General features: G+C 59.8%; 11 protein-coding genes. 3 read left to right on the top strand and 8 right to left on the bottom strand.

Features of this window, described 5'->3' with window-relative positions; all coding sequences use genetic code 11:
- Window positions 1-526: 526 nt before the first annotated feature.
- The gene (locus LAB08_RS16465; RefSeq protein ID WP_096510821.1) at window positions 527-1318 is read right to left on the bottom strand and encodes an N-acetylmuramidase domain-containing protein; all 792 of its coding nucleotides are present in this window, start codon (window positions 1316-1318) and stop codon (window positions 527-529) included.
- A 164-nt stretch (window positions 1319-1482) separates the two neighbouring features.
- On the opposite strand from LAB08_RS16465, the gene LAB08_RS16460 reads away from it, so the two are divergent.
- Entirely contained in the window at window positions 1483-2985 is a 1503-nt protein-coding gene (locus LAB08_RS16460) for an aldehyde dehydrogenase family protein (RefSeq protein ID WP_096510823.1), read from the top strand.
- A 171-nt stretch (window positions 2986-3156) separates the two neighbouring features.
- Window positions 3157-3507 carry a BON domain-containing protein gene (locus tag LAB08_RS16455; protein WP_096510825.1) on the top strand — a complete coding sequence of 117 codons (351 nt, stop codon included), beginning with the start codon at window positions 3157-3159 and terminating at the stop codon, window positions 3505-3507.
- Window positions 3508-3587: 80 nt separating this feature from the next.
- Here LAB08_RS16455 and LAB08_RS16450 read toward each other — a convergent pair whose 3' ends face one another.
- On the bottom strand, window positions 3588-4247 hold the full coding sequence (locus LAB08_RS16450) for a carbonic anhydrase (RefSeq protein WP_096510827.1): 660 nt from the start codon (window positions 4245-4247) through the stop codon (window positions 3588-3590).
- Window positions 4248-4307: 60 nt separating this feature from the next.
- A complete protein-coding gene (gene cynS, locus LAB08_RS16445; RefSeq protein WP_096510829.1) occupies window positions 4308-4775 on the bottom strand; it encodes a cyanase in 468 nt (155 codons plus the stop codon).
- Window positions 4776-4897: 122 nt separating this feature from the next.
- Between cynS and cynR the strand changes: the two genes are divergently transcribed.
- Complete coding sequence (cynR, locus tag LAB08_RS16440) at window positions 4898-5779, top strand: transcriptional regulator CynR (protein WP_096510831.1); 882 nt, start codon at window positions 4898-4900, stop codon at window positions 5777-5779.
- 128 nt (window positions 5780-5907) lie between these two features.
- On the opposite strand, the gene LAB08_RS16435 is transcribed toward cynR, so the two are convergent.
- From LAB08_RS16435 to LAB08_RS16415, 5 genes are all read right to left on the bottom strand, one after another.
- Entirely contained in the window at window positions 5908-6237 is a 330-nt protein-coding gene (locus LAB08_RS16435) for a hypothetical protein (RefSeq protein ID WP_096510833.1), read from the bottom strand.
- A gap of 539 nt (window positions 6238-6776) precedes the next feature.
- Complete coding sequence (locus LAB08_RS16430) at window positions 6777-7265, bottom strand: GNAT family N-acetyltransferase (protein ID WP_096510837.1); 489 nt, start codon at window positions 7263-7265, stop codon at window positions 6777-6779.
- A 77-nt stretch (window positions 7266-7342) separates the two neighbouring features.
- A complete protein-coding gene (locus LAB08_RS16425) occupies window positions 7343-9292 on the bottom strand; it encodes a DNA topoisomerase III (RefSeq protein WP_096515359.1) in 1950 nt (649 codons plus the stop codon).
- A 103-nt stretch (window positions 9293-9395) separates the two neighbouring features.
- Window positions 9396-9818: a hypothetical protein gene (locus LAB08_RS16420; protein ID WP_096510839.1), complete on the bottom strand. Its 423-nt coding sequence runs from the start codon at window positions 9816-9818 to the stop codon at window positions 9396-9398.
- A gap of 18 nt (window positions 9819-9836) precedes the next feature.
- Window positions 9837-12086 carry a C1 family peptidase gene (locus LAB08_RS16415; protein WP_096510840.1) on the bottom strand — a complete coding sequence of 750 codons (2250 nt, stop codon included), beginning with the start codon at window positions 12084-12086 and terminating at the stop codon, window positions 9837-9839.
- Window positions 12087-12273: the final 187 nt, after the last annotated feature.

The following is a 12273-nucleotide window of genomic DNA, read 5'->3' as shown; positions in this document are numbered from 1 at the left end:
ACCCAGGCCCTGTGGGAGCTGGCTTGCCAGCGAAAGCGGTGTATCAGGTATCGGCGATGTTGGATGTACCGGCCCCATCGCTGGCAAGCCAGCTCCCACAGTGATTTGGGGGTGTTCGCCTGGTTTTCTGACCAACCCAGGCCCTGTGGGAGCTGGCTTGCCAGCGAAAGCGGTGTATCAGGTATCGGCGATGTTGGATGTACCGGCCCCATCGCTGGCAAGCCAGCTCCCACAGTGATTTGGGGGTGTTCGCCTGGTTTCCTGACCAACCCAGGCCCTGTGGGAGCTGGCTTGCCAGCGAAAAAGGTGTGTCGGGTAGCGGTGATGTTGGATGTGCCGGCCCCATCGCTGGCAAGCCAGCTCCCACAGTGATTTGGGGGTGTTCGCCTGGTTTCCTGACCAACCCAGGCCCTGTGGGAGCTGGCTTGCCAGCGAAAGCGGTGTATCAGGTAGCGGTGATGTTGGATGTGCCGGCCCCTTCGCGAGCAGGCTCGCTCCTACAGGGGATTTGTGCAGGTATTGCGGGTCAGAGCGGCAACGCCAGGATGTTACTGCGCAAGCGTTCCAGCGTCTGGTCATCCAGCACTGTGGTCAGGTCCAGGCCCTCTTTGGCCTGGAACAAGTTCATCGCGTCCCGGGTCTGTTTGCCGACGATGCCGTCAATCGGGCCGGGGTGCCAGCCCAGGTACGTCAGATAGGCCTGGGCCATGCGGATCCTCAGGTCCGGGGTGCCGCCATAGGAAAACTTCTGGTAGGCGGCACTGAGCCGCAAGTCGTAGTTGTTGATGGCGTAATTGGGGCCGTTGTAGCGTCGGGCGAAATTCGCCCAGTCCTTGGCTCGCAACGCCGCCACCGATCCACTGCCGATCAGTTCGCCGACGGTGCACAGCAATTGCTCGTTTTCGGACATCACCATGCGCTTGACCATTGCCTCGACGTCCGCCGAGCCGGTGGTGGTGTAGTTGAATCCCATGGTCTGCCCCAAGCCCCATGAAGCACTTTGCAGCGCCGCATTGCGGTTCAGGCGGATGGCCTGGTTCAGACGATCGTACTGATGATCCCCCGTAGCGCCATAGTTACCGGGGGTTTTACTGCTGATATCGGGGTGTTGTGCGTCAAACATCTGGTGGGTCAAGCGGCTGAATACGTGTCGCTCGAAGAGGATTTTCGGACGGCGATCGGAAAAGTATCCGTTGCCGGAGGTTTCTACTGCCAGAACAGCCCACAATTGCGCAGCGCTGACTTTGGCCAGGTCCAATGCATTTTCCAGACCTTCGTCGTCAAGGGCCGCGCCATGGCTTCTGAATTCATCGCTCATGACGGCCTCCTTCGAAAATGGAAACGCGGGTGCACGGTTTAAGCGTAGGTGCGCCGGGGCCGTGCACGCGCTTTTGCGATCATCGGCGCAGGCCGGTGGCGGGTGACGCTCAGGGACTTTTGCTATACATTTTCCGCCCGCCCATTGCATGGTGATACCGCTTCATGTCTCTTGCGCTCGAACGTCTAGTCGCTGGCACGCCGATCCCTTTCGCCGGTAATCGTGTCACTGTGGTCAACCCCGAACTGGCGGCACGCTTCCAGCCCGGAGACCATCTGCTGGTGGAGCAGGTCAGCGGCGAATTGCTGTTGATTCCGGTGGCCGACCAGCAGGCGGCGGCGGTCGCGATCGAACGCGCCGAAGCGGCGTTCAGCGCGATGTCGGCGGTGTCGGATCAGGCGATCAGCCACTTCTTCGACCTGTTCGCCCAACGCCTGGAAACCCCGGATTGCTGGGCCTTGATCGAAGCGGCCAACCAGGCCGACATCGAGCGGGCCAAGACCCGTGGCCGTTCGACCACGCGCTTGCTGGCCGATGAGCGCATGCGCCGGGACATGATTGCCGGGCTGCGCGCCTGGCGCGATGCGTCGGCCACTCGCGGCAAAGTGATCAGTTGCGTCGAGCACGATGGCTGGAAAGTCGAGCAAGTGGTATCACCGTTGGGCATCGTTGCATTCGTCTTCGAAGGCCGGCCGAATGTGTTCGCCGATGCCGCCGGCGTGTTGCGCACCGGTAACACGGCGGTGCTGCGCATTGGCAGCGATGCGTTGGGCACGGCTCAGGCGATCGTCACCCATGCGTTGAATCCGGCGCTTGCCGACGCCGGCTTGCCGAGCGGTGCGGTGTCGCTGGTGGAAAGCGTCAATCACGCCGCCGGTTGGGCGATGTTCGCCGACCGGCGTCTGTCGCTGGCCGTGGCCCGTGGTTCGGGGCGTGCCGTCAGCCAGTTGGGCAGCATCGCGCAACAGGCCGGCACCGCCGTCAGCCTGCACGGCACCGGTGGTGCCTGGCTGATCGCCGATACCGATGCCGATGCCACACGCTTCACCCGCGTGGTGCGCAACTCCCTTGACCGCAAGGTCTGCAACACCCTGAACGTCTGCCTGATCCACCGCGACCGCGCCGCAGAGCTGGTGCCGCTGTTTCTCGATGCGCTGCAACAGGCCGGCAAGGCCCGGGGCCAGGGCTGCAAACTGCACATCGTCGAAGGCAGCGAAACGTACCTGCCCGCCGATTGGCAAAGCGCGACCGTCGAGGTGTACCGCGCCGAAGGCTACCGCACCGAAGCCCTGGCCGAACCGCTGCCGGAAGATCAGTTGGGCCGCGAGTGGGAATGGGAGGAAACCCCGGAAGTCAGCCTGAAAATCGTCGACGACCTGGACAGCGCCATCGCCTTGTTCAATCGCTACAGCCCGCAGTTCACCGTGTCGCTGATCAGTGAAGACGCGGCGGCTCAGGAGCGTTTCTATAACGCGGTCAATGCACCTTTTGTCGGCAACGGCATTACCCGGTGGGTCGACGGCCAGTACGCGCTCAACAAGCCGGAACTGGGCCTGTCGAACTGGGAGAGCGGGCGTTTGTTTGCGCGCAGCGCGATTCTGTCGGGCGACGGTGTGTTCACCATTCGCAGCCGCATGACCCAGACGGATCTATCGGTCAAACGTTGAGTCGGCTCCCCGTCCCCGGGGTGCCGGCCGCACTATACTTAATGAGTGTCTGTATTGCCGTGGCGAGCACTCCAAAACGAATCAGGTGTCCCAGACGCTCGCCTGAGAGGCAGAGGGCTGTACAGCAAATGGGACGGACAGCGCATCTGATGACGTGAAGAGGGTTGCAGCATGAAACTTCATTCGTTTCAACATTACTCTCAGGATCTGGAAAGGGGCGTTCACGACACGTGGATCACCGCCCGGGTGAAGTCAGCCCTGGCAATGGCCGAACCCAGCTTTGGCCTGCAAATCCATGTCAAGACCCATGGGGGCACGGTGGCGTTGAGCGGGCGCGTCAACACCCATAAACAGTGTGAGCAGGCGGTAAGCCTGGCTCGTTCGGTTCAGGGTGTCACCGAAGTCGATGCCCGGGACTTGCTGACTCACGTGTTCACGCCGGGCAGCATTCCAGAACCACCCAACGCTGAAGAGGCCCCTGAAAAACGGTCACAATCGTCAACGAGGATGGACGATAAATAACCTTGTCGATCGTGTCGGTGCAGCGCTCCCGTGAGCCGGGAGCGCTGGGTCGATCGTCTCGCTGTCAGTGGGTTCAAACGTCAGGCTGCTGCTGCGGGTCGTGCTTGAATGGCACAGGTGTCCGGATACTCGGCGAGCGCCACGAAGCGGTGGCTGTTGGCATCCAGGGCATCGACTGAACCGGTCTCGATGTCGTAAACCCAACCATGCAAATTCAACAGGCCTTTCTCCTGAGCCAGGCGTACGCTCGGGTGCGTCTGGATATTGGCCAGTTGCGCGATGACATTCTCCCGGACCATTGAACTCACCTTCGCCGCGTCACTCCCGTGAGGGCGGGATTCGTTGATGACTTTTGCCGACTCGGCGTGTTGCAGCCAGCCGCTGACGGCAGGCAGGTGATCCATGCAGGTGCACTTGGCGACAGCGGTCATCGCGCCGCAGTCCGAATGGCCGCAGATCACGATATCGGTCACTCCCAGCACAGCGACAGCGTACTCGACCGTGGCGGACACACCGCCAGGATGGGGGCTGTAGGAGGGCACGATGTTGCCGGCGTTCCGGATCACGAACAGCTCACCGGGCTCTTGCTGGGTCAGCAGTTCCGGCACGACTCGGCTGTCGGAACAGGTGATGAACAAGGTGCCTGGGTGTTGAGTAGTGGCCAGGTGCTTGAACAGATCGGTACGTTGTGGAAAGGCTTCTTTCTGGAACTTCAGAAAACCTTCGATGAGCGCTTTCATGGATGTGTCCTCATGGATATGCCGGGTTTGGCCCGCACGGCGGTGCGGGCCGCTATCAACTCAGAAAGGACGCAGGGGCAGGAATTTGCCGTCGAGGGTGATCACCGCGCGGGAGCCGCCTTCCGGATCTTCGACTTTCTTCATGTCGAGCTTGAAGTTGATTGCGCTGATGATGCCGTCGCCAAACTGCTCATGGACCAGGGCTTTCAAGGTGGTGCCGTAGATCTGGATCATTTCGTAGAAACGGTAGATGGTCGGGTCGGTCGGGACACCCGAGAGGCTGCCGCGCAGCGGAATGATCTGCAGGCGGGCCACGGTGTCGGCATCCAGGTCGAGTTTTTCGCCGATCACTTTCGCCGCGCTTTGCGGCAGAGGGTGCTGGCCGAGCAGGGCCGCGGTGACGTAAGCCAGGCCCAGGCCAGTGCCTTGCGCCATGTCTTCGAAGGACAGGTTTTTGCGAGCCTTGGCGTCCAGGATTTTGGCGGTCAGTTCGAGGCTGGTGTCGTTGTAAGCGTGGGACTGTTGCATGGCAGATCTCCTGTTGCAGTGGGTAGCGCTTGGGTGTGGGCTCATCTTCTGCCGATCAACTCATAGCGTCCAAGACCGATATACAATGCAATGTATAAGCACTGCCTATAGATGGAGATCCCATGTTGCTGCGTCATTTGCGTTACTTGCTGGCCGTCGCCGACAACGGCGGGTTCACCCGCGCCGCCGAAGCCTTGCACGTGTCCCAGCCGACCCTGTCGCAACAGATTCGGCAATTGGAAGAAACCCTCGGTGTCAGCCTGTTCGACCGCACCTCGCGCACGGTCAAGCCGACCGATGCGGGCCAGGCCTACATTGAATGCGCCCGTCGGGTGCTGGTGGAACTGGAGGCGGGCAAGCGTGCGCTGCATGACGTGAAGGACTTGTCCCGTGGCACCTTGCGCCTGGCCATGACCCCGACGTTCATGGCGTATCTGGTGGGGCCGCTGGTGCGCGATTACGCGGCGCGGTACCCGAACATCCACCTGGAGATTTTCGAACTGTCGATGGACGACATCGAGGTCGGGCTGGCGGGTGATTCACTGGATATCGCGATCGCGTTCGATCAGGTGAGAAACGCCGAGATCGAGTCGCTTCCGGCGTTTACCGAGACCCTGGCGCTGATGGTCGGTCGGGCGCATCCGTTGTATGAACGCGAGGAGGCATTGACCAGCGAAGAGGTGGCGCAACTGCAGTTCGCGTTGTTGACCCCGGGTTTCGTCACCCGTACTTGCATTGATGAGTACTTCGCTCAGGCACAGATCACGCCGAAGGTGGCCATCGAGGTCAATTCGGTCAATACATTGCTGGAAGTCATTCGTCACACAGCCATTGCGACGATTCTTCCGGAACCCATCGCCACGGGGGAGCGGGCATTACGCAAGATTCCATTGGTGGGACAGGCGCCCAGGCGTGGGGCGGCACTGCTGCGGCGTAAAAACAACTATCACAGCGCGGCTTCATTGGCGTTTTTGGAATTGGTGTTGGATAACCCGCTCTCATAGACAACACAAAACCTTGTGGGAGCGGGCTGGAGTGATCTGATCATTTGTGTATTAGATTCAATAAAAAAGGCCTGCTCCTATTGGGAACAGGCCCTTTTCATTAATAAGTCAGTAATGACTCATTTCAATTAGTACAACCGGTCAATCACCCGAACTTCATTCTGATTCTGCAACGAGGCCCAAGCCTGTTTCAGCGTTTGTAGAACATTACCAATGAAGTCCTTGTCGGCCGCGGCTTTCTTGCCGACATAGCCCTGGCCGCGACGGTACATCTTCAGTCGGGCCAACAGGTTCTGGTTGTTCTGGTCGAACTCCGCTTCATGGGTGTGGGGCGACAGGCAGTCGATATGAACGCTGCCCGATTTGCTGATCCAAAGAATATGGTTGTCGAGCGTATCTTTTTTCGCCGCGAACAGACGAGCCAGTTCTTCGATAGTCGGTTGATTGTTCAGATTCATCATAAAGCTCCCTTGACCAATTGGTGATCTTTCAAAGTTGATTCGCTAATACAAGTAGCCCATCGGTTAGTTGATCCCTGGCACCGAAACCAGGACGTCAGCAGTCGTCCGCCGATAGAGGCGAGGTCCTGCGTCTGTTGCATGTAGTCGTGTTGAATAACTGCTACGCAATAGCGTCACAACGAAGAGAAGCGGCGAAAACCTTCTGGCCCTGCCGACGTTTTCAAGGTCGGCCACAAGCTTCATGAGGATGGATCGCCAGCGCTTCTCGCCCTTGTACTGGACGTTCAGGCCAGGTCAGCTTCTTCAATCTGCCTTGTGGGCAGCGTGTATCCGGAAAAAACAGCTCGGCGGTCAGACGAGCTTGCTCAAACGTGTTGCCTGTACTCCCGATCGGGGAGACGTCTGCATCATGCAAGGGCAAATCGCAGGCGTCAACGGTTTTGTAGTGATTATTTTTGGTCACTACATATTGTCGGACAAAGCTGTGTGGAATTAGGGAAGGGGGCTAGAAAAGCACCCATCGAGGGGGGTGACGACTACATCGAAAATCGGTAAAGGGTGCAGGGTAGACCCTTGATTGACTGTTGATGCTGGTCAAAACCGTTTGGGCAAAAGTCTGGCATTACCGTGGTCCAGAACGCCCGAGCGCCAAGGTTCGCATCAAGATGTAAAATCTGCCATTGACCGGGGAAGCGACTCAAGAGGGTGGAAACGACAAACCTCGCGACACCCTGGCCACGAAAGCGCCGCGCAATAAACAGGTAGCCGATGTTGTACCGGGCGCCGGGCAGGTGGGTCTCGTTGTCTACCGTTACGAAACCAGCCAGTTCACCGTCGACACGGACCAGGAATGGTCGGGTCGCGGGGTTTCGCCAATAGTCTGGCAGGGGCTGAATATTGAAAAAGCCATGTTCCCCCAGCTTCAGTGGCAGCCACTCGCTGAAGTCATAGGTGTAGAACTGCATCAGGTTTTCGAGGGTTTCCAGTTCGTCGCGCTGGGCGGCGTGCAGTTCGATTGACGACATGGGAGGTGGCTCCTGAGACGCGATACCCCTCAGCCAAGGATAGATCGAACCACAATAACCCTGTGGCCTGATTCGCTTCAGACCTTGCTTGTCGGTTTCGCCGTTCGTTTGCTACCGGTTGACGTTTTGCGTTTCGCCGGTTTGCGCTTGTTTTTCCACGGTGTGGCGCCACGCCCGGCAGGGCTGGCCGGGCCGCTGATGGTCAGGCTCAGGCCGGCGCAACGGCTGACCTGCTTGCTCATCCAGGCGGCCTGTTTGGTCACGAATTCCTCGAGGCTCATTTCTCCGCTTTGCACCATGTCCAGTGCCTGCTCCCAGATTGCGGTGGTACCCGGATCGGCAATCGCCCGCGGCACGGCATCGATCAGGCTGAACGCGGCCGGGGTTGCAGACAGTGCCTTGCCGTTCTTGACCAGATAACCGCGATCGAGCAGGCCCTGGATGATCGAGGCGCGGGTCGCTTCGGTGCCGATACCGGTGGTGTCCTTGAGCTTCTGCTTGAGCAGCGGATCTTCCACCAGCTTGGCCACGTTTTTCATGGCCTTGATCAAATCACCCTCGGTGAACGGCTTGGGTGGTTGAGTCCACAAGTCCTTGAGTTGCACGGCCGCTACCGCGCAGTCAATTCCCTCCCTGAGGTTCGGCAAGGTTTGCGGTGCCGGTGCCTCACGTCCTTTGGCCGGGGCAAGGGCTTCGGGCAAGGCCCGTTTCCAGCCGGCTTCGACGATCTGCTTGCCGACCGCGCGCAAGGCTTCACCGGCGCAGTCGAAGTCGGCCTGGGTGCGGTCGTATTCATGATTGGGCAGGAACTGCGCCAGATACCGTGCGCGGATCAGGGTGTAGACCGCGCGCTGCTTGCCCACCAGACGATCGAGGTTTTTCGCGGCAGCGGTGGGAATGATGCCATGGTGCGCGCTGACCTTGGCATCGTTCCAGGCCCGTGAGCGGCGTTGCGGTTCGAGATGACCGTGCAAGGCATCCAGCGCCGGATCGGCCTGGCGCAATGCCGCCAGAATGCCCGGCGCTTCGCTGTGCTGGCTCAGCGGCAGGTAGCCGCAGTCGCTGCGCGGGTAGGTGATGACTTTATGGGTTTCGTAGAGCGCCTGGGCAATATCGAGGGTTTCCTGGGCGCCGAGCCCGAGTTTCTTTGAACAGACTTCCTGCAGCGTGCCCAGGTCGAACGGCAGCGGGGCCACTTCGCGCATCCGCTCGGTGCGCAGTTTGATGACCCTGGCGCTCGCAGCGCCCGTCATCGCCGCGGCTGCCTGCCGGGCCAGTGCCTGATTCAGGCAGCGATCCTGATCGTCGCAGGCATCGGAGGTCGCCCGCCATTGGGCGGTGAAGGTGGTGCCGTCATGCAGCAGTTGCACGTCGATAGCCCAGTAGGCGACCGGTACGAAATCGGCAATGCTGCGGTCGCGGTCTACCACCAGGCGCAGGGTCGGCGTTTGCACCCGGCCGACCGGTAATACGCCCTGATAGCCTGACTGGCGCCCCAGCAGGGTGAACAGCCGGCTCATGTTCATCCCGATCAGCCAGTCGGCCCGGCTGCGCCCCAATGCGGAATGGTAAAGGCTGAAGGTCTCGGCCCCCGGCTTGAGCGCGGCCAGGGCCTTGCGGATCGAGGCATCGTCCAGTGCCGACAGCCACAGGCGGCGGATCGGACCGCGATAACGGCAATGCTCCACCAGTTCCCGGGCGATCATTTCACCTTCGCGGTCGGCGTCGGTGGCAATGATCAGTTCGCTGGCCTCGCCGAGCAGGCGCTTGACGGCCTTGTACTGGCTGGCGGTGCGGGGTTTGACGGTCATCTTCCATTTGTCCGGAATGATCGGCAGGTCGGCCAGTACCCAGCGTTTATAACGTGCGTCATAGGCATCCGGCGGCGCGGTTTCCAGCAGATGGCCGATACACCAGGTCACCGTGACGTCCGTTCCCAGCCAGCAGCCATCGCCGCGACGTTTGGCGCCGAGCACGGCCGCAATGTCTTTGGCCTGGGAAGGTTTTTCACAGAGGTACAGCCGCATAACCACCATCGTCGATCAGTGTCCGGGAGGTGCACAGAATGGCCGGAGATGAGCGTGGGGGCAATCTTTATCTGTATGAATATACAGTTGCTGCGTTGCCATTTCAGGTGGTCCACACCTCCAGTGTGATGGCACCTCGGTTGTTGAAGTACATCAACCTCGCGTCGTTGGCGAAGCAGAACAGTCGACCAGACGCCGGCGCAATCCAGCCCGTCGGCCAACGGCGACCGTCACCGATGGCAAAAAAGCTGGCGGGATCCTTGTTGATCGTTCCCACGAGCGTAAACCAGGTGGCGTCCGCCTCCTTGCAGCGGATAAAGCGCTCGAAAAGCCGCAGGTTTGCCATGGGTGATCCGTTGGGATCATGGACCTGCGTCCAGTCGGTCCACGATCCCGATGCGCGGAAGAAATAGCGCTCGGCGGCGGTTAACTCCACCGATGTCTTGAACCAGGGGGCGCACGCCTGGATGTCCCCGCGATAAAGCAGCGTGCGAGCGCCTGGCGGTGCGATGGGCGAGTCCGGCATGTCATTCTCCTGGATCCGTCAGTAGTTGAGATTGACCACCGGCTGCTTCAGCTTCGTACCAGGCACTTGCCGGAGAATAGTCAGCAATGCCGTGGTAATGACGTTTACGTCATTGTCGAACCCGCCATGGGAGGTGTCCGCTTTGGTGCCTGCACCATAGTTCATTTTCTGATCGTTGAAGATATGCAGGGTATTGGCGAACTCGTCGGCAAGCCCGTTGCCCGTCGCGGCAAAACCTGACGGAATGTCTTTTGCCGGTTTCCCGTCCTTGCCCCAGTAGAAACTGTTCCACTGTTCGGTCATGTTCCTGGCGGCAATGTTCCACTCCGCCAGGGCGGGATCGGCGAAATTCTGGAAATCCTTGTCCAGGCTCTTGGCCATGCCCAGCAGCGGCATGCGATGCAGTTCTTCGTAGGCCCGGGACACGAGGTACAGCAGTGACTTGTGGTACACGCCGACGACGTTGTCACTTTGTTCACGGTTATCGGACATCATGTGGATATGGAAATCCTTGCGCTTGAGGCCACCGGTCTCGATGACTTTACGGAAGGTCTGGTTGGCGAAGTCGAGGGTGCAGGCGGGGGCCAGCAGCGTCGACGTTTCAACGGGCAAACCTCTGGCCCACAACAATTGAATCAGGCGTCCATTGATCAAGGAGCCCGCGGAATGTCCGATCAGGTGTAGCTCTACGTTCTTTTGGTCCATGTCACCGATCAGCTTTTTCAGCCAGTCGGCCATTTCCACCAGGCCCCGGGGAGTCAAGCCTGCCACGGCGGCCGCATCGGCATTCTGCTTCATCTGACTCCACTGATCGCCCCCGAGCTTTTTGGTGGCCAGTTCTACCGTGCGATCCAGGCTTTCCAGGGCTTTGTCCTTGATGACTTTCAACACATCGCTGAATCCGCCAGCTTCGGGAAACAGTCCGGGCATCGTGTCATGGACGATGTCGATCAGCGTCTCGAGCACACCGGTGCGCCAAGTGATGAACAAGGGATAAATGCCGTTTTCGAGGAAGTAGGGCGCCATCGCACAAATCCGGTTGATGGAGTCCTGCTCGGAGTTGAGCCCGCCGTGGGTGAAAACTGCGATACGCAGGACGGAGGGTTTGTCCGCCGCGGGCAGTTTGTCGTACCAGGCGCGAGGTGATTCGTAGACGATTCGCCTGACGCCGGCGCTGACGTTTTCCACGTCGGTAAGACGCGGGCCGATGCTGCCATTGTTTTCCATCACGATGGTCAAGCCGTAGGCCTGATCGACGGTTAACAATGCAGGTCCTTTGCGGTCGGCGTCACGATTGCTGGCGGTAAACAGCGAGAAACCTTCGCGCTTGGCGCTGGTACTTGAAAGGGCGCTGCGAAACGCCGATTGCACATCGGCCCTGGAGCGCGAAGGGCGCGCATTGCGCGATATCGCGCCGTGTTCGATCGGCACGCCGAGGGCGACGGTCCACGCGTCGGTGCCGTTGGCGAGCCAGTCTTCGAAGGTCAGGATGGCGAAGCCTGCGAATCCCCAGTCGGTCGACCAGGAGTTCTGCACGATGAACCCTTGGTGGGTGTAGCCGATCAATGCAAAGGCGTGTCCGCCCTCAGCCTTTGAGGGCCATTGAATGACCGGAAGTTGAGACATGTCCTGGAACTGCACCACCGGTTTTTTTTTGCTTTGAGGCTGCATCAATGCCCAACCCTGATGCACATTGGCCGAAACGTAAATCGCGTTGGCTTCATGCAACGCCGCCATCATGGCGGTGATGTCATCTTTCTCGACGCGGTAGTAAACCCCTAGCGGGCGGGTCACGGCGTCGGCTGCCCACCTCGGGTCCGGCGCTTCAAATGCCGGAACCGAGCCGTCGGCCTTTACGGTATAGGGCCACAGTTCCTCGGCGCAAACGCCATGCTTATGCCATCCCTTCAAGGCTCCGCGACAACTGGAGCCCGTGTAGTCTTCGCCCGGCCATTCGTCATACAGCTTGGCCAGGTGATAGAGCTGGCGCGGGCTGGTCTTGGGGGACGCACGGTCGTTTCTCCACAATAGATAGTTCACCACGGCTGCCAGCCCGAAGCCGGTGCACGCGCCTTCGTTGCCTTGATTGAGTACCAGGCCCCGGCCCAGATAATCCGAAAATTGGCTGACAATGTCGTTTTGCGCAGGCCAGGTTGCCGGCAGTGATTGGACCCGAGGCGTAAACATGCGATCGCGCAGGTCCAGGCGGTCCGGCCGGGCGTCCAGAGTGATGATTTTCTGATTGAGAGAAAAGGTTGTGGCAGGCATGTGGGGATCCTCAGCGACTGAGATTCGCAACCCCACGCCACGACTGCGTACCTGCGCAGTAGGGATGTAAACGGTTTATAGATCGTAGACGAAATTCCCCCGGGGCCAGGATTCAAGCGTTCAATCCCGCGCAAAGTCCCGTTCGGCTGCGAAGCCGTTGTGAATGCGAAACTTGGGTTATACCTGA

This window comes from Pseudomonas izuensis, assembly GCF_002356535.2.
GTDB classification, from domain to species: domain Bacteria; phylum Pseudomonadota; class Gammaproteobacteria; order Pseudomonadales; family Pseudomonadaceae; genus Aquipseudomonas; species Aquipseudomonas izuensis.
Note: the sequence above shows the minus strand (reverse complement) of the source record. Positions and strands in the feature narration are given on the sequence as shown.